Source organism: Streptomyces canarius (genome assembly GCF_014650735.1).
In the GTDB taxonomy this organism is placed as follows: Bacteria; Actinomycetota; Actinomycetes; order Streptomycetales; family Streptomycetaceae; genus Streptomyces; species Streptomyces olivaceoviridis.
On the sequence record NZ_BMVN01000007.1, the window covers coordinates 99,212 to 121,764 of the forward strand.

General features: G+C 73.0%; 18 protein-coding genes. 10 read left to right on the forward strand and 8 right to left on the reverse strand.

Annotated elements, in window-relative coordinates; translation table 11 throughout:
* Positions 1-6: 6 nt before the first annotated feature.
* Positions 7-765: a GntR family transcriptional regulator gene (locus IE294_RS12745; RefSeq protein ID WP_189885404.1), complete on the forward strand. Its 759-nt coding sequence runs from the start codon at positions 7-9 to the stop codon at positions 763-765.
* Positions 766-1,430: 665 nt separating this feature from the next.
* On the opposite strand, the gene IE294_RS12750 is transcribed toward IE294_RS12745, so the two are convergent.
* Positions 1,431-1,790, reverse strand: a complete 360-nt coding sequence (locus IE294_RS12750) for a peptidase inhibitor family I36 protein (RefSeq protein ID WP_189885406.1) — start codon at positions 1,788-1,790, stop codon at positions 1,431-1,433.
* 154 nt (positions 1,791-1,944) lie between these two features.
* Complete coding sequence (locus IE294_RS12755) at positions 1,945-2,322, reverse strand: hypothetical protein (RefSeq protein WP_189885409.1); 378 nt, start codon at positions 2,320-2,322, stop codon at positions 1,945-1,947.
* A 258-nt stretch (positions 2,323-2,580) separates the two neighbouring features.
* Here IE294_RS12755 and IE294_RS12760 point away from each other — a divergent pair, with 258 nt between their 5' ends.
* The 5 genes from IE294_RS12760 to IE294_RS12780 all read left to right on the forward strand — a co-directional run bounded on the left by IE294_RS12760 (position 2,581) and on the right by IE294_RS12780 (position 10,432).
* Positions 2,581-3,504, forward strand: a complete 924-nt coding sequence (locus IE294_RS12760) for a serine hydrolase (RefSeq protein ID WP_189885410.1) — start codon at positions 2,581-2,583, stop codon at positions 3,502-3,504.
* A gap of 53 nt (positions 3,505-3,557) precedes the next feature.
* Positions 3,558-4,583, forward strand: a complete 1,026-nt coding sequence (locus tag IE294_RS12765; protein ID WP_189885412.1) for an esterase-like activity of phytase family protein — start codon at positions 3,558-3,560, stop codon at positions 4,581-4,583.
* A 92-nt stretch (positions 4,584-4,675) separates the two neighbouring features.
* Positions 4,676-8,395, forward strand: a complete 3,720-nt coding sequence (locus IE294_RS12770; protein WP_189885414.1) for an ABC transporter ATP-binding protein — start codon at positions 4,676-4,678, stop codon at positions 8,393-8,395.
* 109 nt (positions 8,396-8,504) lie between these two features.
* Positions 8,505-8,906 carry a hypothetical protein gene (locus tag IE294_RS12775; protein ID WP_189885416.1) on the forward strand — a complete coding sequence of 134 codons (402 nt, stop codon included), beginning with the start codon at positions 8,505-8,507 and terminating at the stop codon, positions 8,904-8,906.
* Positions 8,907-9,016: 110 nt separating this feature from the next.
* Entirely contained in the window at positions 9,017-10,432 is a 1,416-nt protein-coding gene (locus IE294_RS12780) for a S28 family serine protease (RefSeq protein WP_189885418.1), read from the forward strand.
* A gap of 60 nt (positions 10,433-10,492) precedes the next feature.
* Here the strand turns inward: IE294_RS12780 and IE294_RS12785 are convergent, their stop codons facing one another.
* The gene (locus IE294_RS12785; protein ID WP_189885420.1) at positions 10,493-12,382 is read right to left on the reverse strand and encodes a glycoside hydrolase family 3 protein; all 1,890 of its coding nucleotides are present in this window, start codon (positions 12,380-12,382) and stop codon (positions 10,493-10,495) included.
* Between the two features lie 199 nt (positions 12,383-12,581).
* Here IE294_RS12785 and IE294_RS12790 point away from each other — a divergent pair, with 199 nt between their 5' ends.
* Complete coding sequence (locus tag IE294_RS12790; protein ID WP_189885423.1) at positions 12,582-13,175, forward strand: RBBP9/YdeN family alpha/beta hydrolase; 594 nt, start codon at positions 12,582-12,584, stop codon at positions 13,173-13,175.
* Here the strand turns inward: IE294_RS12790 and IE294_RS12795 are convergent.
* From IE294_RS12795 to IE294_RS12815, 5 genes are all read right to left on the reverse strand, one after another.
* On the reverse strand, positions 13,150-14,391 hold the full coding sequence (locus IE294_RS12795; protein ID WP_189885425.1) for an MFS transporter: 1,242 nt from the start codon (positions 14,389-14,391) through the stop codon (positions 13,150-13,152). The genes IE294_RS12790 and IE294_RS12795 overlap by 26 nt on opposite strands.
* Positions 14,392-14,511: 120 nt before the next feature.
* Positions 14,512-15,312, reverse strand: a complete 801-nt coding sequence (locus IE294_RS12800) for a sugar phosphate isomerase/epimerase family protein (protein ID WP_189885426.1) — start codon at positions 15,310-15,312, stop codon at positions 14,512-14,514.
* Between the two features lie 828 nt (positions 15,313-16,140).
* Positions 16,141-17,067, reverse strand: a complete 927-nt coding sequence (locus tag IE294_RS12805) for a bifunctional helix-turn-helix transcriptional regulator/GNAT family N-acetyltransferase (RefSeq protein WP_189885428.1) — start codon at positions 17,065-17,067, stop codon at positions 16,141-16,143.
* A 78-nt stretch (positions 17,068-17,145) separates the two neighbouring features.
* Complete coding sequence (locus tag IE294_RS12810) at positions 17,146-17,742, reverse strand: dihydrofolate reductase family protein (RefSeq protein ID WP_189885430.1); 597 nt, start codon at positions 17,740-17,742, stop codon at positions 17,146-17,148.
* Positions 17,743-17,965: 223 nt separating this feature from the next.
* Positions 17,966-19,012 (reverse strand): LacI family DNA-binding transcriptional regulator, encoded by a 1,047-nt coding sequence (locus tag IE294_RS12815; protein WP_189885432.1) that lies wholly within the window; start codon positions 19,010-19,012, stop codon positions 17,966-17,968.
* A gap of 235 nt (positions 19,013-19,247) precedes the next feature.
* Here IE294_RS12815 and IE294_RS12820 point away from each other — a divergent pair, with 235 nt between their 5' ends.
* The 3 genes from IE294_RS12820 to IE294_RS12830 are packed head-to-tail and all read left to right on the forward strand — an operon-like array spanning position 19,248 to position 22,383.
* Positions 19,248-20,399 carry a Gfo/Idh/MocA family protein gene (locus IE294_RS12820; protein WP_189885434.1) on the forward strand — a complete coding sequence of 384 codons (1,152 nt, stop codon included), beginning with the start codon at positions 19,248-19,250 and terminating at the stop codon, positions 20,397-20,399.
* Complete coding sequence (locus IE294_RS12825) at positions 20,396-21,547, forward strand: dihydrodipicolinate synthase family protein (protein ID WP_189885436.1); 1,152 nt, start codon at positions 20,396-20,398, stop codon at positions 21,545-21,547. Before IE294_RS12820 ends, IE294_RS12825 begins: the two co-directional genes overlap by 4 nt.
* Positions 21,548-21,582: 35 nt before the next feature.
* The gene (locus IE294_RS12830) at positions 21,583-22,383 is read left to right on the forward strand and encodes a sugar phosphate isomerase/epimerase family protein (RefSeq protein WP_373315817.1); all 801 of its coding nucleotides are present in this window, start codon (positions 21,583-21,585) and stop codon (positions 22,381-22,383) included.
* Positions 22,384-22,553 lie beyond the last annotated feature (170 nt).

Below are 22,553 nucleotides of genomic sequence, written 5' to 3' on the forward strand. Positions count from 1 at the left end.
GTCTGGATGAGCAGCCGGGAGGCGGGGCGGCAGCCCAAGTACCAGCGGATCGCCGCGGAACTCCGTGCGGCGGTCGAGGACGGTCGGTACGGTCCGGGGGACCGGTTGCCTGGTGAGAACGACCTGATGGCCGAACACGGCGTCGCCCGGATGACGGCGCGGCAGGCGCTGAGCGTGCTCCAGGCGGAGGGCATCGCAGAAGCCCGTAAGGGTGCCGGAGTGTTCGTCCGGGACTTCAGGCCCATCCGGCGCCGGGGGATCGAGCGACTCGCGCGTACGCAGTGGGCCCAGGGGCGCTCCATCTGGTCGGCCGACATCGGGGACCGGGAGCTGATGGTCGATTCGGTGGAAGTGACAGAGGAGCGGGCGCCCGCTGCCGTGGCGGCCGTCATGGGGCTCGGCGAGGACGCGTCCGCGTGTGTCCGGCGCCGCCGTTTCGTGCTCGACGGCAAACCGGTACTGCTGTCCACGTCCTATCTGCCGGCCGGCCTCGTCGCGGGCACACCGATCACCCAGCCCGAGACCGGGCCGGGTGGTACCTACGCGAGGCTCGCCGAGCTGGGGCACGGGCCCGTACGGTTCCGGGAGGAGATCCGGTCCCGGATGCCCGGCCGGGAGGAGAGCGAGCGGCTGGCGCTGTCGGCGGGTGTGCCAGTGGTGTTGATCGCGCGTACCGCCTTCGACAGCGAAGGGCTCGTGGTCGAGGTCAACGAGATGGTGCTGGACTCGTCGGCCTACGTCCTGGAGTACGACTTCGAGGCATGAACCGCCGCGCCAGGCGGAAGTGCGCCGTGTTTCGTGGCACTTGGTGGTCCGAAGGTGCCGACGCACCTCGGCCGGGCGGACGGCTGATCGGACAACTGCGCGTGCATCCACGTGACTTGATGGTCGGAAGGTGCCGACTCGGCCAGGGGTAGCCAGTATGCTCTGTGCCGCTGGTGCTTCGATCGCCGTCCAGTGCTCCGGTCCGCCAGGGCCGGATCCCGCAGCGCGGGACGCTACGGCGAGAGGAGCGCTGGCATGGCAAGGAGAAGGCGTGGCACCGAAGAGCGCGAACCGGAACCGCTTCCCCGGTGGGTGCGGGGCGCGGTCGCGATCCTGACGCCACTGGCTCCCCTTGTCGCGGTGTGTGTGCAGGCGTTCGCCAAGTAGGGCGACGACGTGGAGGGGGTTCGGGCCGAACGGGACGACTTCGCCGATGGCGAGGCGAGTCCGACCGGCCTGAGATCGGCCGGACCCACCCGGCGCATGCGCTGCGGTCTGGCTCCGGTTGCCGCCGGGGCCAGACCTCGCCGCGCGACGTGCGCCGACGATCCGCACCGGTATCCCAGCGGCACGCATCAGTACGGTGCACGTCACCAGCCACTGTAGGCCAACCGTGCTGTACGGTTCCCGGGATCAGGCGAACGTCCGGGTGGCACCGCCTCCCGTCAGCAGCCGCCCGGCCCCACCCCGTCCATCCGGCCGCCGAAGTCGCCGAGGTAGCGGGAGCGCCAGTCGCCGTTGAAGACGTCCCGCTTCTCCACCGGGCCCCAGTTGACGAAGCAGGCGCGGGTCGAGGCGACGAAGGAGCCCACGTGGTCGTGGAGGCTCGGCGGCAGGTCGCGGTAGCCGCTGCGGGCCGTCCACTCCCAGTACGAGCCGCCGAAGCCCTCGCCGCTCCAGAGACAGACGGAGCCGTCGGGGCAGGAGGGCTGGGCGGCGCGGGCCGTCGCGGTCCCGGCGGGCACGAGCGCGGCGGTCAGGGCGAGGGCGGCGACCAGCGTCCAGGCGCGGAGCTGTTGCTTCATGTGGCTCTCCAGGAAGGGGAGTCGGGACGCCCGGCAGCACGCCGGGCACCGCCATGGTGGGGGCCGGCCGGCGGGACACGCCCGGCGGCGAGACGGCCGTCGCCGGTGTGAGGGAAGAAGTGGGACTAGTAGGACCGCGGGGGTCGCATCCCGGCTAAGCGTCACGCCCGTTGCGGCGAAGAGTGTTTCCGTACGCGGGGCGGTTGGCGAGAAGCAGCACGGAGCAGACGGCGGAGCAGGCCGGCCCTGCGTACAGCAGAGGCGGGGCCCAGAACCACACCTCCTCGGTGTCGTGGCCGCTGGTCCAGTGGCAGGTGATGGACGGAGGGAAGCCGTCCACGCTCACCGAAGTCAGGCCGTACTCCCGTCCGGCATCCCTGTACACGCCGTCGCCGCCCCTGTCCCCGCACAGGTCGAGCGGGTTCGTGAAGCGAGCCCGTAGCCGGTCGCCGCCCCGTAGCCGGCGATCGCCGCCGCGGCCCCGATCACCGCCCACCGGGCCGGCCGCGAGGGCTTCCTCCTCGTCACCCACAGCGCGTACGGCACCGTCCCGACGGCGAAGAGGAGAAGTGTGATCGCGGGCGGGCCGAAGAACGCGAACGAAGACACCATGCGCCTGGACGCTACTTCGCCGTTGCCGCCGTATGCCGGGGCGGCACCTGTGAGCAATTCCTCTTCTCCGAACGCGCGTACAACTATCGATCACCCTGGCGAGTCCAGTCATGCAGCGCACGGGTGCGCTCAACGGCGTTCAGGGGGACGCCAGTACGACGTTCAAGGGGGAACTTCCATGACTTACCGGATACCCGGCCGGGCCGGCGTGCTCGCGGCTGCCGTCAGTGCCGCGCTGCTCGTACCGGCGGTCACCGCCGCCACCCCGGCCGCCGCGGCCACGCCCACCGTGAGCTGTACGTCCGCCAAGGCGGGCCTGGCCGCCAAGCTGAAGAAGGACATCACGGCGGCCCTCGCCAACCGCAAGGGCACGGTCGCCATCGGCCTGTACGACCGCGGCACCAAGACCACCTGCACCCTGCGGGCCACCAGCGCGTACGACTCGGCCAGCACGGTCAAGGTCACCGTGCTCGCCACGCTGCTGTGGGACGCGAAGAAGCACAACCGGTACCTGACGAGCACCGAGCAGTCGCTCGCCAAGGCCATGATCACCCAGTCCGACAACAACGCGACCAGCAAGCTCTGGAAGCAGCTCGGCATGACGAAGATCAAGGGCTTCCTGGCCGCCGCCGGCATGACCAAGACCGTGCCGGGCGCGAACGGCTACTGGGGTCTGACCCAGGAGAACGTCAACGACGAGCAGAAGCTCCTCAAGCTCGTCACCGCCAAGAACAGCGTGCTGAGCGACAACTCCCGCGCTTACATCCTGAAGCTGATGGGCCAGGTCGTCTCCTCGCAGCGCTGGGGCACCCCGGCCGGCGCGCCGTCCTCCGTCTCCGTGCACGTGAAGAACGGCTGGTTGCAGCGTTCCACGCACGGCTGGCGGGTGCACAGCCTGGGCACCTTCAACGGTGCCGGCCGCGACTACATGATCACCGTGCTGACGCAGGACAACAGCACCATGAGCTACGGCGTCACCACGATCCAGAACGTCGCCAAGGCGATCCACAAGGACCTGGTGCCGACCACCAGCGGCGTCACCCGCTACACCCCGACGAGCCGGCCGCGCGAGGCGTTCGTCGCCGTACCGCCGCGGAGCTGACCCTTCACGAGGCGGTCTCGCGCCCGTCACCGACGAGTCCTACGGTGAGAGCCATGCGCCTGAGAACCGTACTCGCCACCCTCACCGCCGGCCTGGCGGCGGCCACCTGTCTGGCCGCCGCCGGGCCGGCCGCCGCCGGCACCACCGCGCGCCACGCCTGCTCGGCCACCGTGTCGATCGACCGCTTCTCCGACGCGCTCGACAAGACGACGTACGACGGCACCTTCGTCGGCAACTTCTCCGCCCTCGCGGTCGACCGGGACGGCTCGCTGGCGGCCCTGGCCGACCGCTCGTCGCTGTTCGGCCTGGACGCCCGTACGCTCCAGCCGCGGGCGGCCGTGCACCTCGCCGACGAGAAGGGCGCCGACCTGGACTCCGAGGGCCTCGTCATCGACCGGGACGGCACCCGGCTGATCTCCTCCGAGACCGAGCCGTCCATCCGCCGCTACTCCCGCGACGGCGCGATCCTCGACCGCCTCCCGGTCCCGCCCGCCCTCCAGGTCGCCCCGGCCGGCCGCGCCACCGCCAACCAGACCTTCGAGGGGCTGACCCTGCTGCCCGGCGGCCACACCCTGCTGGCCTCCATGGAGTACGCGCTCTCGGGCGACTCCGCCGGCATCGTCCGCTTCCAGACCTGGACCCGCCACCACGGCCGCTTCACGCCCGGCGCCCAGTACGCCTACCGCACCGACGCCGGCCTCGGCGTCCCCGAGGTCCAGGCGACCCCCGACGGCCGCCTCCTCGTCCTGGAGCGCGGCTTCACCGCCGGCGTCGGCAACACGGTCCGCCTCTACCTGGCCGACCTCCGCCACGCCACGGACACGAGCGGCACCGAGAACCTCACCGGCCAGCCGGGCGTCCGCCTGGCCGGGAAGACGCTCCTGGCCGACATCGCCCGCTGCCCCTCCCTCGGTGCGACGGCGAAGCAGCCCCAGCCCAACCCCCTCCTGGACAACATCGAGGGCATGACGATCACGGGCCGCGACCACACCGGCCGCCTGAAGGTCCTCCTGGTGAGCGACGACAACCAGAACGCGGCCCAGACGACCAGGTTCTACTACCTCCGGGTACGTGTCTGACCGCTGCCTCGGTTTGTTGCGGAGGGATGAAATCCGCATCGGCCGGCGTTGACGCCTTCTGGTAGAGCACGGCCAAAACAGGAGGCACCGGCGTGGCAGCGCAACGGGGATGGGCACGGCGTCTGGCGGCGTACGCCTGGCGGTATCCGAAGGACGTCGTCCTCGCCCTCGGCTCCTCGCTCGCCGGCATGGCCGTCCTCGCCGTCGTCCCGCTGCTCACCAAGGTGATCATCGACGACGTGATCGGCGCCCACACCCGCGCCATGGCCCCCTGGGCCGGCGCCCTCGTGGGCGCCGCCGTCCTGGTCTACGCCCTCACCTACATCCGCCGCTTCTACGGCGGCCGGCTCGCCCTCGACGTCCAGTACGACCTGCGGACCGAGATGTACGGCACGATCACCCGGCTGGACGGCCGCCGCCAGGACGAGCTGTCCACCGGGCAGGTCGTCGGCCGTGCCACCAGCGACCTCCAGCTGATCCAGGGCCTGCTCTTCATGCTCCCGATGACCATCGGGAACCTCCTGCTCTTCCTGCTCTCCCTGGTGATCATGGCGTGGCTGTCGCTGCCGCTGACCCTGGTCGCCCTGGCCGTCGCGCCCGCCCTCGGTTGGATCGCCAAGCGCAGCCGCAGCAGGCTGCACCCGGCCACCTGGTACGCGCAGGCCCAGGCCGCCGCCGTGGCCGGTGTGGTGGACGGCGCGGTGAGCGGCGTCCGCGTGGTGAAGGGCTTCGGGCAGGAGGACCAGGAGACGAACAAGCTGCGCGAGGTCGGCCGCCGGCTGTTCGCGGGGCGCCTGCGCACGATCCGCCTGAACAGCAAGTACACCCCGGCCCTCCAGGCCGTGCCCGCGCTCGGCCAGGTCGCCATGCTGGCCCTCGGCGGCTGGCTCGCCGTACACGGGCACATCACGCTCGGCACCTTCGTGGCCTTCTCCACCTACCTGGCCCAGCTGGTCGGCCCGGTCCGCATGCTCGCGATGTTCCTCACCGTCGCCCAGCAGGCCCGCGCCAGTACCGAGCGCGTCCTGGAGCTCATCGACACCGAGCCGACCCTCAAGGGCGGCACCAAGACCCTCCCCGCCGACGCGCCCGCGACCGTCGAGTTCGACGACGTGTCCTTCGGCTACGACCACGAGCGTCCCGTGCTGGAGGGGCTGAGCTTCGAGATCCGGCCCGGCGAGACCCTCGCCGTCGTCGGCTCCTCCGGCTCCGGCAAGTCCACCGTCTCCCTGCTCCTGCCGCGCTTCTACGACGTCACCCACGGCGCCGTCCTGATCGGCGGCCACGACGTGCGCGAGCTGACCCTGGACTCGCTGCGGGCCGCCATCGGACTGGTCCCGGAAGATTCGTTCCTCTTCTCCGACACCGTCCGCGACAACATCGCCTACGGCCGCCCGGACGCCGGCCAGGAGGAGATCGAGGCCGCCGCCCGCGCCGCCCAGGCGGACCGCTTCATCAGGGAGCTGCCCGACGGCTACGACACCAAGGTCGGCGAGCAGGGCCTCACCCTCTCCGGCGGCCAGCGCCAGCGCATCGCCCTCGCCCGCGCCCTGCTCACCGACCCGCGCCTGCTGGTCCTGGACGACGCCACCTCGGCCGTGGACGCCCGCGTCGAGCACGAGATCCACGAGGCGCTGAAGCACGTGATGGAGGGCCGCACGACCCTGCTCATCGCCCACCGCCGCTCCACCCTCAACCTCGCCGACCGCATCGCCGTGCTCGACGGCGGCCGGCTCGCCGACATCGGCACCCACGAGGAGCTCCAGGAGCGCTCGGCCCTCTACCGCCGCCTGCTCACCGACCCGGACGAGCTGGGCGGGGTCTCCCCGGGCCGCGCCCTGCCGGCCGAGCCCCGGGAGGACACCTCCGTCCGCGACGAACTGGAGGCCGAGTTCGACGCGGAGCGGGGCGTCACCCCCCGGCTGTGGACCGGTGACCGGGAGCCCAAGAACCAGGCGCTGGCCGGCACCCCGGCCACCCCGGAACTGCTCACCCAGGTCGAGGCGCTGCCCCCGGCCACCGACACCCCGGACGTCGACGAGACCCGCGCCGTCCTGCCCGAGGACTCCTACGGCCTGCGCCGCCTCCTGCGCGGCTTCCGCCTGCCCCTCCTCGTCAGCCTGCTGCTGGTCGCCGTCGACGCGGGCGCCGGCCTGCTGCTGCCGGTGCTGATCCGGCACGGCATCGACTCGGGCGTCACGAAGATGGCGATCGGCGCGGTCTGGTCGGCGGCGCTGCTCGGCCTGCTGACCGTGCTCGTCCAGTGGGCCGCGCAGATCGGCGAGGCCCGGATGACCGGCCGTACCGGCGAACGCGTGCTGTACACGCTCCGGCTGAAGATCTTCGCCCAGCTCCAGCGGCTCGGCCTGGACTACTACGAGCGCGAGCTGACCGGCCGGATCATGACCCGGATGACGACGGACGTCGACGCGCTCTCCACCTTCCTGCAAACCGGCCTGGTCACGGCGTTCGTCTCGGTCGTCACCTTCTTCGGGATCATGGTCGCGCTGCTGGTGCTCGACCTCCAGCTCGCGCTCGTCGTCTTCGCCACCCTGCCCCCGCTGATCGTGGCCACCTTCTTCTTCCGCCGGGCGAGCGTGAAGGCGTACGAACTCGCCCGCGAGCGGGTGTCGACGGTGAACGCCGACCTCCAGGAGACCATGGCCGGGCTGCGCATCGTGCAGGCCTTCCGGCGGGAGCGGGACGGCGGGCGGCGGTTCGCCGAGCGCAGCGACGCCTACCGCAGCGCCCGCATCCGCGGCCAGCGGCTGATATCCGTCTACTTCCCGTTCGTGCAGTTGCTGTCCTCGGTGGCCGCGGCGGCCGTGCTGGTCGCGGGCGCGGGCCGGGTGGAGGCGGCCACGCTGACCACGGGCGCCCTGGTGGCGTACCTGCTCTACATCGACCTGTTCTTCGCGCCCGTCCAGCAGCTCTCCCAGGTCTTCGACGGCTACCAGCAGGCCACGGTCTCGCTGGGCCGCATCCAGGAGCTGCTGCGCGAGCCGACGTCCACCCGGACCGCCGACGCACCCCTCGACGTGCTGTCCCTGCGCGGTGACATCGCCTTCGAGGACGTGCGCTTCGCGTACGGCGACGAGGAGGAGGCGCTGTCCGGCATCGACCTGACGATCCCGGCCGGGCAGACGGTCGCGTTCGTCGGCGAGACGGGCGCGGGCAAGTCGACGCTGGTGAAGCTGGTGGCCCGGTTCTACGACCCCACCGCCGGCCGGGTCACGGTCGACGGCACGGACCTGCGCGCCCTGGACCTCACGTCGTACCGCCACCGGCTCGGGGTCGTCCCGCAGGAGGCCTACCTCTTCCCGGGCACCGTCCGCGACGCCATCGCCTACGGTCGTCCCGACGCCACCGACGCCGAGGTGGAGGCGGCGGCCCGCGCGGTCGGCGCGCACGAGATGATCGCCACGCTGGAGGGCGGCTACCTGCACGAGGTCGCCGAGCGAGGCCGCAACCTCTCGGCGGGCCAGCGCCAGCTGATCGCCCTCGCCCGCGCGGAACTGGTCGACCCGGACATCCTGCTCCTGGACGAGGCCACGGCGGCCCTGGACCTGGCCACCGAGGCGCAGGTCAACCAGGCCACCGACCGTCTGGCGGGCCGTCGTACGACCCTGGTGGTCGCCCACCGGCTGACCACCGCCGCCCGCGCGGACCGGGTGGTGGTGATGGACCACGGCCGGGTCGCGGAGGACGGCACCCACGAGGAACTGCTGGCCCGCGGCGGCCGGTACGCCGAGCTGTGGCGGACCTTCGTCGGCCAGTCCGAGCCGGAGGAGCCGGTCGGCGCCTCCCGCTGAGCCCTCCCGCCGGGTCGTCTCCCTGACGGTCGTGCAACCATCCGACACACCTGTGCGTCCGTACATCAGTACGGACACGGGGTGTGTGACCGGGACGGGGAGGACGACAGTGGACAGTGGTGCGATACGCCGGCCGCGCAGGCGACTGGCGCTCGCCGCGGCCGTGCTGGCCGCGTCCGGGGTGCTCGGGCTGACGGCGACGGGGACGGCGCGGGCCGATTCGGCGAGCGGCTGCGCCGGGCGCGAGGTGCGCACGCTCCCGTTCGCGTCCGGCGTCACCCACGTCTACAAGCGCGACGGCTACGTCTGCGCCGTCACCGTCGCCAGACAGCCCGGGTCCATCCGGACCATGTCGGTCAGCGTGCAGGCCCGCGGCAACCGGCCGGTCGTCGACAAGGGCCGCTACAAGCACCACGCCGGCCCGGTGACCGTGCACGCCGGCCACCGCTGCGTGTGGATCAAGGGCTCGGTGGGCAAGTACTCGGTCAGCTCGGGCTGGATCCTGTGCTGACCGCGGCCCCCGCGCCCGGCCGGTGAACCGGAGCGCTCGATTCCCTCTGGTGGGACGGCAGTTGCTGGGATAGCTTCCGGCGCACATCTGTCTCACAGGGGAGAGTGCGCATGCGCAAGGCGCTCAGATGGCTGCTGGCGCTCACGGTGTTCCTGGGAACCCTGAGCACGGCGGCCGGCGCGGCCACCGCCGCCGAGCCCGAGCCCACCGACATCAAGGACCGGCTCCTGTCGATACCCGGCATGAGCCTCCTCCAGGAGAAGCCGTACCCCGGCTACCGCTACTTCGTCCTGGACTACACGCAGCCGGTCGACCACCGCCACCCCGACCGGGGCACCTTCCAGCAGCGCATCACCGTGCTGCACAAGGACACCAGCCGCCCCACGGTCTTCTACACCAGCGGCTACAACGTCTCCACGACGCCCTCGCGCCGCGAGCCCACCCAGATCGTGGACGGCAACCAGGTCTCCCTGGAATACCGCTTCTTCACCCCGTCCCGCCCGGCCCCGGCCGACTGGAGCACACTCGACATCTGGCAGGCGGCGAGCGACCAGCACCGCGTGTACGAGGCCCTCAAGCCCCTCTACTCCGCCAACTGGCTGGCCACCGGCGGCTCCAAGGGCGGCATGACGGCCACGTACTACGAGCGCTTCTACCCCCGTGACATGGACGGCGTGGTGGCCTACGTCGCCCCCAACGACGTCGTGAACAAGGAGGACTCGGCCTACGACCGCTTCTTCGAGCGGGTCGGCACCAAGGAGTGCCGGGACCGGCTGAACGCCGTCCAGCGGGAGGCGCTGGTGCGGCGCGGACCGCTGGAGAAGAAGTACGCCGCGTACGCCGCCGGGAACGGCTACACCTTCACCACCATCGGCAGCCTCGACAAGGCCTACGAGGCGGTCGTCCTCGACTACGTCTGGGGCTTCTGGCAGTACAGCCTTCTGAAGGACTGCGACACCGTTCCGGCGGACGCGGCGACCGCGACCGACGAGGAGATCTGGAACTCCGTCGACACGATCTCCGGCTTCTCCGCCTACACCGACCAGGGCCTGGAGACGTACACCCCGTACTACTACCAGGCGGGCACGCAGCTGGGCGCCCCGACGATCCACTTCCCGCACATCGAACGGAAGTTGATCCGCTACGGCTACCAGCCCCCGCGCAACTTCGTCCCCCGCTCCATCCCCATGCGCTTCCAGCCGGACGCCATGCGGGACGTGGACACGTGGGTCCGCCACCACGCCCACCACATGCTCTTCGTCTACGGCCAGAACGACCCCTGGGGCTCGGAGCGCTTCCGCCTCGGCGCGGGCGCCCGTGACGCGTACGTCTTCACGGCACCCGGGGCGAACCACGGCGCGAACGTGGCCGGCCTGGTCCCCGAGGAGAAGTCCCTGGCCACGGCCCGCATCCTGGAGTGGGCAGGTGCTTCCCCGTCCACCGTGGCGCGGGCGAAGCCACTGGCCGGGTACGACGCGAAGCTGGACGTACGGGACACGGAGAGGGAGCCGGCGCTGCGGCCGTGAGCATGGGCGGCCGGTCAGCGGACGATGCCTGCCGACCGGCCCTGCGGGCGGGCGGTGTCCCTAGTAGGTCAGCCCATGGCCGATCGGGTACAGCACCCGCGTGGGGTCGTCCGCCCGCTGCACCGGCACCGGCAGCTTCCCGCGCGGTCTCACCCGGCCCGCGATCACCCGTGCGGCGGCGCGCAGTTCGACGTCCGTCCAGCAGTACGTGGCCAGGCAGGCGCGGACGGAGGGGAGCTGCGCGATGTCGTACGGGTTGCGGACGGCCAGCGCGACCACCGGCCTGCCCGTGGCCAGCAGGCGGTCCACCAGGGTGCGCTGGGTGCTGGACGCCGTCACGTTGTACGTGGCCACGATCACCGCGTCCGCGTCCCGCGCGGCGGTGACCGCCTGGTCGATGGCCGCGGCGGACGGGGCGGTGCCGGTGGACAGGGCCGTGGCGGTGAAGCCCAGTTCGGTGAGGGCGGCGGCCAGGACGCCGGTGGGCGGTCCGGTGGTGCCGGACGGGGAGGCCGGGTCGGCGCCGACGACCAGGAGCCTGCGCCGCGTACGGCGGTCGAGGGGCAGGGTGGCGTCCTCGTTGACCAGCAGGGTGGTGGTGCGTTCGGCGATGCGGTCGGCCGTCGCCAGGTGCGCCTTGGTGCCCACCGTGTGGTCGACGTCCGCCCGGTCGGCCCAGGGGCGGTCGAAGAGTCCGCGCCGGGCCTTCAGGCGCAGGATGCGCAGGATCGATTCGTCCAGGCGGGTCTCGGTCAGCTCGCCCTCCCGCACGGCCTTCAGCACCGCGTTCCAGGCCACGTCCAGCGACGGCGGGTTGAGCAACTGGTCCACGCCGGCCTTGAGCGCGAGCACCGGCACCCGGTCGTCGCCGTACTTGGTGCGCACGCCCTGCATGCCGAGCGAGTCGGTGATCACGACCCCGTCGTAGCCGAGTTCCTCGCGCAGGATGCCGGTCAGGATCGGGCGGGAGAGGGTCGCCGGGTCGCCGGAGTCGTCCAGCGCCGGGAACTGGATGTGCGCGGTCATGATCGAGTCGATGCCCGCGCGGATCGCGGCCCGGAAGGGTACGGCGTCCAGCTCCTCCCACTGTTCGCGGCTGTGGGTGATGACCGGGAAGCCGTAGTGGCTGTCGACGGCGGTGTCCCCGTGGCCCGGGAAATGCTTGGCGGTCGCGGCGACACCCGCGGCCTGATAACCCTTCACCTCGGCGGCGACCAGCCCGGCCACGGCCTCCGGGTCGGCGCCGAAGGAGCGGACGCCGATGACCGGGTTGGCCGGGTTGACGTTCACGTCGGCGTCGGGGGAGTAGTCCTGGTTGACGCCCATCGCGCGCAGTTCGGCGCCCGAGATCCGGCCGAGGGCGCGGGCGTCGGAGCGGGAGCCGCCCGCGCCGATCGCCATGGCGCCGGGGAAGAGGGTGGCGGGCTCGCCGATCCGGCACACCGCGCCGTGCTCCTGGTCGGTGGCGATGAGCACCGGCAGGCCGCGCGGCTGGTCCAGGGAGGCCCGCTGGATGCCGTTGGAGAGGTCGGCGATCTGGTGCGGGTCGCGGGTGTTGTGCGCCCAGGCGAAGTAGATGATGCCGCCGACCCGGTACCTGGCGATCAGCTCGGCGGCGGTGCGGACGCCGATCTCCTGGAGGTTGGCGTCGATGTCCGCCTGGTCCGGGGCGGTGGCGGAGTGGCCGTAGACCCGCATCACGAAGAGCTGGCCGACCTTCTCCTCCAGCGACATGCGGGAGATCAGGGCGCGCAGCCGGCGGTCGTCGGGGGTGGCGGCGTGGGCGGTCGTCGGTACGGTCAGCGCGGCGGTGAGGCCCGCGGTCGCGGCGAGGACGGCGCGTCTGGACGGCCGTGCGGCGCGTCTGCCCGCGCTCGCGGACTTCTCCGTGCCTGCCGTACCGGTGCCGCTACCCGTGCCGGTGCCGCTTCCCGTGCTGGTGTGGTGCACGTGCGCTCCTTCCAGAGGAGAACCGCTGAAGGAAACTTCCGAGGAGTCACCAATATCCGGGAAGTTTCTTTCCGTCAAGGGAGTGCACAGTAACCACGAAGGGGCGGCCGACCGGGCATTCGCGGGGCGCGTCCGGACGTTCCCTGGCTTCGAAGGGGCTCGCTGGACCGGTGGACGCCGGCCGTGGAGGATCACCGGCATGACCACACGCGCGTACCTGATCCTGCACGGCTGGCAGAACCACCGTCCGCCCGAGCACTGGCAGCACTGGCTCGCCGGCCGGCTCATCGCACTCGGCCACCGGGTCGGCTACCCGCAGCTACCCGACGCCGACGACCCCGACCTGGACGTCTGGCTCGGCGAACTCGCCCGCCACCTGGCGGAGTTGAACGGGCCGGAGGAGCGGGTCGTGGTGGCCCACAGCCTGTCCGCCGTGCTGTGGCTGCACGCCGCCGCCCGGGGCATGAAGCAGCAGCGGTACGCGGACCGGGTGCTGCTCGTCTCCCCGCCGTCCGGTCCCGTCCTCGCCCGGTACCCGGAGGTGGCCGCCTTCGCCCCGCCCGCGCTCGACTTCACCCTGCCCGGGCCGACGCGGCTGGTCGCGGGCGACGACGACCCGTACTGCCCCGGGGGCGCGGACACGGTCTTCGCCGAGCCGCTCGGCATCCCCGCCGACGTCCTGCCCGGCGCCGCCCACCTCGACCTGGACGCCGGGTACGGCCCCTGGCCGGCGGTCCTTGAGTGGTGCGTCAGCGGCGCCGCACCGCTCACGGCGCGTCCGGCACCGCGCTAGCCTCGTCCCGCAGTTCGGGTGTCGTCGTCGCGACCGCCGCCACCGCCAGCACGCACAACAGCCCGCCGCTGATCAGGGCGGTCGTGCCCGAGGTCCAGCCGGCGAGCAGACCGCCGCGCGCGTTGCCGAGGCTGGGACCCGCCTGGCCGACGATCTGCTCGGCCGCCGTGACCCGGCCGAGCAGCGCGTCCGGGGTGCGGGTCTGCACGATCGTGGAGCGGGAGACCACGGCCGTGGCGTCCGCCGCACCGGCCAGCGCGAGCAGGGCCAGGCCCAGCCAGGGGTTGCCGGCCAGGCCGAACAGCACCAGGGCCGCGCCCCAGGTGGCGGACGCGCACAGCATGACCGGGCCCGGCCGGGCGAGCCGGGTCAGCGGGCCGGACAGCGCGGTCGCGGCGACCCCGCCCACCGCCAGCGCCGACAGGAACAGGCCGAGGGTGCGCGGATCGTCCCCGAACCGCTCGGCGTTCACCAGCGGGAACAGGCTGACCGGGAACGACAGCACGGTCGCGGCGAGGTCGGTGACCAGCGCGCCCCGCACCACCCGGTGCCCGGCCAGGAACCGCAGTCCGTCGAGCACCCCGTGCAGCCCGGCCCGCGACGGCTCGCCCTGCGGCGGCAGCGCCGGCAGCCCGCGCGCGCCGTAGAAGGCGAGGCCGAAGCTGAGGGCGTCCAGCAGATAGCAGACGCCGATGCCGAACCAGCCGAGCAGCAGCCCGGCCAGGGCGGGGCCGAGCAGCATCATCGACTGACCGGTCACCTGCTGGAGCGCCAGCCCGGCGGCCACCTGTTCCTTGGGCAGCAGCCGAGGGACGAACACCCCGGCGGCCGGGGCGCCCAGCGCGCCGAAGCCCGACTGCACGGCGACGAGCAGCAGGACGACCGCCGGCGGCACATGCCCGGTGAAGCCCTGCACGGCGAGCAGCAGCGAGCAGACCGCCTGGCCGACGGTCGCCGCGAGGAAGACGCGGCGCCGGTCGGCCCGGTCCACCCACGCCCCGGCGAACAGCCCGAACACCACCAGCGGCAGCGCCTGGGCCAGCCCGACGGCACCGGTCCACGCGGTGCTGCGGGTCTGGTCCCAGACCTGGTACATGACCGTCACCATGGTCATGAACCCGCCGAGCACGGACACGGTCCGGCCGATCAGCAGCCGCCGGAAGACGGGCGAGGTGCGCAGGGGGCGTACGTCGATGAGCGAGCGGGTGAGGCTCATGAGCGGAAGCGGGCGGACGGCCCCGGTGGCTGGATCACCGGGGGAGGGTAACCGGACGCCGACGCCCGGGCCAGCGAATTCCACCCGGGCAGCGGCCCTTCCCGGGTGGAGCGGCGGGGGCTAGGCCGCTTCGCCCAGCAGCCTCAGCAGGTGCTCGCGGCCGGCGCCGAGCAGACCCGGAAGCGGTGCGGCCCCCTCGTACCAGCGCTTCTCGTACTCCCAGCACAGCCAGCCGTCCCAGTGGTGCCGGGACAGCACGTCCACGCACTCGCCGAGGGGCAGCACTCCGGCGCCGAGCGGCAGCGGGGTGGTGTCCTCGGCGGAGGCGATGTCCTTGACCTGGACGTAGCCCAGGTGCGGGGCGAGGGCCGCGTAGGTGTCCGACGGCTGCTCACCGCCCAGCCAGGTGTGCATCACGTCCCACAGCGCGCCCACCTGCCGGTGTCCGACCGGGCCGAGGATCCGGATCGCGTCGGCGCCGGTGCGGTGCGAGTCGTGGGTCTCCAGCAGGATCCGGACGCCCAGGGCGGCGGCGTCCTCGGCGGCGGTGCCGAGCCGCCGGGCGGCGATCGCGTCCGACTCCTCGTGGGGCCGGTCCGGGTCGGCGCCGGGGAAGACCCGGACGAAGGGTGCGCCGAGGTCGTGGGCCAGCCGCAGGAGGTCCCGGATCTCCGCCAGTACGGGCCCGTCGTCGCCCGGAGCGGCGACGCGCGCGTAACCGGCGAGGCCCAGCACCTCGACCCCGGCGTCCCGGAACAGGGCCGCGGTCTCGGCGCGTTGGGCGGGTGCCAGGCCGGGGTGCACCGGTTCCTCGGGATGGGCGCGCAACTCGACACCGTGGTAGCCGTGCGCGGTCGCGAGCGCGAGGACCTCCGGGACGGGCAGGCCGGGGACACCGAGAGTGGAGAACGCCAGCTTCATGGGCAGGGACCCTACTCGCCCCACCGGCCACACGCTCGATCCCCCCGGCGCGAGCCGTCGCTCCCGGCCGACTGGTACCCGGATTGCCGTGCGTCACTCACTCGGGGCGGGCGGTGCGTGCGCCTGGTCTCGCGGGCTGGGCCGCGGCCGGGGAACCACCGGTCCTGGCAGGTGGGGTCGCGAGCGGGGGAGCCGGCGGTCCTGGCCGGTGGGGGCGGGGTGGTGGCGGGGAGGGGCTGGTCCTGGCCGAGGGGGTGGTCGCAGGGAGCCGCGGGTCCCGGCCGGTGGGGTCGTGGCGGGGAGCCGTCGGCCCTTGGTCGACGGGGGAAGGAACGGCTGGTCCTGGCCGGGGGGAGGGGAAGTCAGTCGCCGGTCCTGGCCGAGGGGGTGGTGGCAGTCAGTTGCCGGTCCTGGTCGACTGGTCGGGCTGGGGTCCGGGTTGTCGTGCGTCGCCGGCTCGGGGCGGGCGGTGCGTGCGCCTGGTCCTGGCCGACTGGGGCGTGCCGGAGGGGGCCGCTGGTCCTGGCCGACTGGGGCGTGCCGGAGGGGGCCGCTGGTCCTGGCCGACTGGGGCGTGCCGGAGGGGGCCGCTGGTCCTGGCCGACTGGGGCGTGCCGGAGGGGGCCGCTGGTCCTGGCCGACTGGGGCGTGCCGGAGGGAGCCGCCGGTCCTGGCCGACCGGATCGTGGCAGCAAGCCGTCGGTCCTGGTCGACAGGTCGGCCGGGGTCCGGGATCCCCCGTGTCACTCGCCGGGTGCGGCCCGTGCGCCCGCGGACCGTGACTCACGGAGGCGGTGGGACCCTTCGGCGCTGTCCGGGGACCGTGCGTCACTCGCCCGGTCCGCGCAGCGTCAGCCGCCAGTCCTGGCCGACCAGGTCCTTGCCGAAGGAGCGGTGGGGCCGCTCGGCGACCAGGACGAACCCGTGCCGCTGGTAGAGGCGGCGGGCGCTGCCGAGCACGTCGTTGGTCCACAGCACCAGTTCCCGGTAGCCGGCCCCACGGGCGAAGTCGATCACGGCCCGTACCAGCCGGTCCCCGACGCCGTGCCCGCGCGCCTCGGGCTCCACGAGCAGCAGTCGCAGCCGCGCGGTGCCGGGCGCGTCGTCCCGTACGCACATCACACAGCCCACGGGCCGCCCGGCCAACTCGGCGATCCACACCCGCTCCAGATGCGGATCGTGATCCTCCGCGTAGTCGGCGACGATCCGGGCGACAAGCCCCTCGTACTCGGCGTTCCACCCGTACTCGACCGCGTACAGCGCGCCGTTGCGCTGCACGATCCACCCCAGCTCCCCGGCCCGCGGCTCCCGCACCACCACGTCCGCGGCCCGCTTCTGGCCGCCCAGGACGTCCCGGATGGTCCGCATGGCCTCGGCCAGCCGGGCCCGGTCCGCCGGAGCGACGCCGTCGAGCAGCGCCGCGACGGACTCCCGGGCCCGCTCGTCCAGCAGCGCGGCGGTTTCCCGCCCGTGCGCGGTCAGCGTGATCCGGCGTCGCCGCGGGTCGTCCTGCGACGGCTCCCGCCGGACGAGCCCGTCCTCCTCGAACCGGCTCAGGATCCGGCTCAGGTACCCGGCGTCGAGCCCCAGCCCGCCGCGCACGTCGGCCGCGTCCAGGTACGGCGCGTGCGCGAGTTCGTAGAGCACGCGGGCCTCGGTCAGGGTGTACGGGGCGTACAGGTGGCGCTCGTAGTCGAGGGCGCCGATCACACCGGTGTAGAAGCGGTTGAAAGCGCGGACGTCCTGGACGGTCATGATCGCCCCCGGATGCTTGACCCAGTCAGAGATCCTGCCCCCTGCGAGCCTAGGCCGCCCGCGCTCCCCCGTCCACGCCTACGACCGCCCGGCCGGCCGGTACACGTTCACCTGCGCCCCGGTCTTCGCGGTGGCCGACGACACCAGTTCCCAGCTGCGCAGCCCCCCGTCGGCAGGGAAGACCGACTTCCCGCCGCCGAGCAGCACGGGCATGACGACGAGCCGCAACTCGTCCACGAGCCCCGCCGCGATCAGCGCCCGCACCAGCGTGGGGCTGCCCATCATCGCCAGGTCCCCGCCCTCGGTGGCCCGCAGCTCCCGTACCGTCTCCAGGGCCCGCGCCCCCGGGATCCGCACGGTGTTCTCCCAGCTCAGCTCGGACTCGCCGAGCGTGTCGGACACGACGTACTTCTTCATGGAGTTCAGCCGGTCGGCGAAGGGATCCCCCGCCCGCTCCGGCCACGCGGCGGCCATCGTCAGGTACGTCCGCCGCCCGTACAGCAGCGCCTCGGCCTTCTCCAGCCCCGCGGCGAACGCCCCGCCCACGACCTCCGGGTCGAAGAACGGGTGCGACCACCCACCGTGCGCGAACCCCCCGTCGGTGTCCTCCTCGGGCCCGCCCGGGGCCTGCACTACTCCGTCAAGGCTGATGAACTCGGTGACGACGACACGCATGGATCCGCTCCTCGGCAAGTGTCCGTTGCTTACGACGATGAAGACGCCCGGCACCTCGAAAACTCATCGGTGCCGACCAGGAAACGGCGGCCCGGCCAGCCTCGGGGGCGCGGGGCCGTATGGATGTGCGGCTGCGCCGCGCGGGCGCGCTCGACCACCGCGCACCCGCACTCGGCACACCACCACAGCCCCCACCCCGACGCGGCCCCGGCACCCCGCGCCCTTACTCCCGCGGCGCCCCGGAGGACCCCCGCACCATCAACTCCCCCCGCACCGCGGCGATCCCCCCGGGCGGCGGCTCCTCCCGCCCCATCGCGATGCGCCCGGCCCGCGCTCCCGCCTCCGCCAGCGGCAACCGGACCGTCGTGAGGGACGGCACCGCGTCGATGCTGAACGGCAGGTCGTCGAAGCCGGCCACCGAGACGTCCTCGGGAATCCGCAGCCCGGACTCCCGCAGCGCGGCGCAGGCGCCGAGGGCGACGGAGTCGTTCGCGGCCACGATCGCCGTCAACGAGGGATCGCGGCGCAGCAGTTCCAGGGTGGCCTCGTGACCGGACCGGCGGTCGTAGCGGCCGTGGACCGTCCAGCGCGGGTCCTCCTCGATGCCCGCCGCCGCGAGCGCCGCGCGGTGGCCCTCCAGGCGGTGCCGGGTGGTCGTGCGCTCCTCGGGGCCGGCGATGTAGCCGAGCCGGCGGTGGCCGAGGCCGATGAGGTGGTCGGTCAGCTCGCGGGCGCCGCCCCGGTTGTCGAAGGTCAGCGCGACGGCCTCGGTGTCCGGCGCCGGCGGGCGCCCGCACAGCACCACCCGGGTCCTGGCGTCCGCCAGCTTCCGCAGCTTCGCCGCGACCGCGGCAGCGTGCGGCGCGTCCTCCACGGCCCCGCCGGTCAGCACGACGGCCGCGGCCCGCTGCCGCTGGAGCAGGGTCAGGTACGTCAGCTCGCGCTCGGGGGAGCCGCCGGTGTTGCAGACGACCGCGAGGCGTTCGCCGCCCGCGCGCCCGCCCGGGCCCCCGATCTCCGCCTGGATCGCGCTCGCCATGATCCCGAAGAACGGGTCGGCGATGTCGTTGACGAGGATGCCGACCAGGTCGGAGGTGGCGGCGGCGAGCGCGCTGGCGGGGCCGTTGAGGACGTAGTCCAGCTCGTCCACCGCGCGCAGCACCCGCTCGCGGGTGGACGCGGCGACCGGGTAGTTGCCGTTCAGCACGCGCGACACCGTCGCGGGGGAGACCTGGGCGCGGGCCGCCACGTCCGCCAGGGTCACCGTCATCTCGTCGTCCTCCGGTCACGCGTCATGTGGTACGCCCTCGTAGACAGCCAGGCATCCGTCCTGGTTCCGAGCAGACCCTAAGGCCACGGACCCCGCTTGTTCGCCCCCTCGAACAACCCGAAGCGGACACGGTCTTGTACAGACCACTTCCAGAGGCTAGCTTCTCCCCATGTAGAAAGCGCTTGCTATCCGATGGCTGAACTGCCTCCTCCACCGGCCCACGAAGGGGACTCACGTGACACGCAAGACGGTGCGTATCGCCATGAACGGCGTGACCGGGCGCATGGGCTACCGCCAGCACCTCGTCCGGTCGATCCTCGCCCTGCGCGAGCAGGGCGGCCTCGACCTCGGCGACGGCACCGTGCTCTGGCCCGAACCGGTCCTGCTCGGCCGGCGTGAGCACGCCCTGCGGGAGATCGCCGAGCGGCACGGCCTGGACCAGGTCTCCACCGACGTGGACGCCGTCCTCGCCGACCCGTCCGTCGACGTCTACTTCGACTCCCAGGTCACCTCCGCCCGCGAGGAGGCACTCACGAAGGCGATCGCGGCCGGCAAGCACGTCTACACCGAGAAGCCCACCGCCACCGGCCTCGACGGCGCCCTCGCCCTCGCCCGCCTCGCCCACGACAAGGGCGTCAAGCACGGCGTCGTCCAGGACAAGATCTTCCTGCCGGGTCTGCTGAAGCTGAAGCGCCTCGTCGACGGCGGCTTCTTCGGCCGGATCCTCTCCGTGCGCGGCGAGTTCGGCTACTGGGTCTTCGAGGGCGACTGGCAGCCCGCCCAGCGCCCCTCCTGGAACTACCGCGCCGAGGACGGCGGTGGCATCGTCGTCGACATGTTCCCGCACTGGGAATACGTCCTGCACGAGCTGTTCGGCCGGGTCACCTCCGTCCAGGCCCTCGCCGCCACCCACATCCCCCAGCGCTGGGACGAGAACGGCAAGCCCTACGACGCCACCGCCGACGACGCCGCCTACGGCGTCTTCGAACTCGAAGGCGGCGCCGTCGCCCAGATCAACTCCTCCTGGGCGGTCCGGGTCCACCGCGACGAACTGGTCGAGTTCCAGGTCGACGGCACCGAGGGCTCGGCCGTCGCCGGCCTGCGCAGATGCCGTGTCCAGCACCGCAGCGCCACCCCCAAGCCGGTGTGGAACCCGGACGTCCCCGCCACCGAGGTCTTCCGCGACCAGTGGCAGGAGGTCCCCGACAACGCCGAGTTCGACAACGGCTTCAAGGCCCAGTGGGAGCTGTTCCTCAAACACGTCTACGCCGACGCCCCCTACCACTGGGACCTGCTGGCCGGCGCCCGGGGCGTCCAACTCGCCGAACTGGGCCTGAAGTCCTCCGCCGAGGGCCGCCGCATCGACGTACCGGAGATCTCCCTGTGACCATCCGACTCCCCGCGGCGGACGGCACCCTGCGCGCGTACGAGCCGCGCACCGCACCCCTCTCCGTCGCCCCCGGCGCCCCCTTCAGCTCCCGCACGGTCTTCTCGGCGGCCCATGTCGTCGCCGACCCGTTCGCCGACGTCCCGCCCGACGCGCCCGCCGCGATCGACTGGGACGCCACCCTCGCCTTCCGCCGCCACCTGTGGTCGCACGGGCTCGGTGTCGCCGAGGCGATGGACACCGCCCAGCGCGGGATGGGCCTGGACTGGGCGGGCGCCGCCGAACTGATCCGGCGCAGCGCCGCGGAGGCGCGCGCGGCCGGCGGCCGTATCGCCTGCGGTGCTGGCACGGACCAGCTCGCCGGGGGCACCCCCGCCCGGATCCGGGCCGCGTACGAGGAGCAGCTCGCGGTCGTGGAGGAGGCGGGCGCCCAGGCCGTCCTCATGGCGTCCCGGGCGCTGGCCGCGACGGCGAAGGGCCCCGAGGACTACCTGGAGGTCTACGGCCACCTCCTGCGCCAGGCCGCCGAACCGGTGGTCCTGCACTGGCTCGGCCCGATGTTCGACCCGGCCCTGGAGGGCTACTGGGGCTCGTCCGACCTGGACGCGGCCACCGGCACCTTCCTGGAGGTGATCGCCGCACACCCCGACAAGGTCGACGGCGTCAAGATCTCCCTGCTGGACGCGCGGCGCGAGGTCGGCCTCAGGCGACGGCTGCCGCGGGGCGTGCGCTGCTACACCGGCGACGACTTCCACTACCCGGAGCTGATCGCGGGCGACGACCAGGGCTTCAGCCACGCCCTGCTCGGCATCTTCGACCCGCTGGGCCCGCTCGCGGCCGGGGCGGTACGGGTCCTGGACACGGGCGATGTCCAGGGCTTCCGCGAACTCCTCGACCCCACGGTGGAGTTGTCCCGCCACCTGTTCCAGCCGCCCACCCGCTTCTACAAGACGGGGGTGGTGTTCCTCGCCTGGCTCGCCGGCCACCAGAGCCACTTCGCCATGGTCGGCGGCCTCCAGTCGGCCCGCTCCCTGCCGCACCTCGCCCGCGCCTACGAACTCGCCGACGGCCTCGGCCTGTTCCCGGACCCGAAGCTCGCGGAGGAACGGATGAAGACCCTTCTGTCGCTGTACGGGGTGGACCAGTGAGCACGGCGGAACTCGCGCGCTTCTCCGTCAACCAGATGACGGTCAGGCAGCTGTCCCTCCCGGACCTGGTCGACGCCTGTGTCGCGCTGGGCGTCCCCGGGGTCGGCCTGTGGCGGGAGCCGGTGCGGCGGTACGGCGTGGAGGCCGCGGCCACGCTGGTGGGGGACGCGGGCCTGACGGTGACGACGCTGTGCCGGGGCGGCTTCCTCACGGCGACCGACCCCGTCGAGCGGGCCGAGGCGCTGGGCGACAACCACGCGGCGATCGACGAGGCCGCCACCCTCGGCACCGACACCCTGGTCCTGGTCTCCGGCGGACTCCCCGCCGGCAGCAGGGACCTGCGCGGCGCCCGGGAGCGCATCGCCGACGCGCTGGCCGTCCTCGCCCCCTACGCGGCCGAGCGCGGCGTACGTCTCGCCATCGAGCCGCTGCACCCGATGTACGCGTCCGACCGCTGTGTGGTCTCCACCCTCGCCCAGGCCCTGGACCTCGCCGAACGCTTCCCCGCGCACCAGGTCGGGGTGGCCGTGGACACGTACCACGTCTGGTGGGACGACCAGGCGCCCGCGCAGATCGCCCGCGCGGGCGCGGCGGGCCGCATCCACACGTTCCAGCTCGCCGACTGGACCACCCCCCTGCCCGAGGGCGTCCTCAACGGGCGCGGTCAGCTCGGCGACGGAGCGGTCGACATGCGGGAGTGGAAGAGATGGGTGGAGGCCGCCGGGTACACCGGCCCGATCGAGGTCGAGCTGTTCAACGAGCGGCTGTGGGCGCGGGACGGGCGCGAGGTGCTGGCGGAGACGGCGCAGCGGTTCGTGGAGCACGTGATCCGCTAGCGGACCCCGCGGAGGAATGCGCGGAAGCGGGTGCAACCATTCCGCCGCCTGCCGTGTCGTAACCGTCGTCGGAACCACGGGGGACCCCGGGGGGGGATCGGGTTCCGGCAGGGGAGGGGAACGCCGAGGGGGCGTCCCGGGCCTACGGGCCGGGGAGGCCCCCTCGAAAC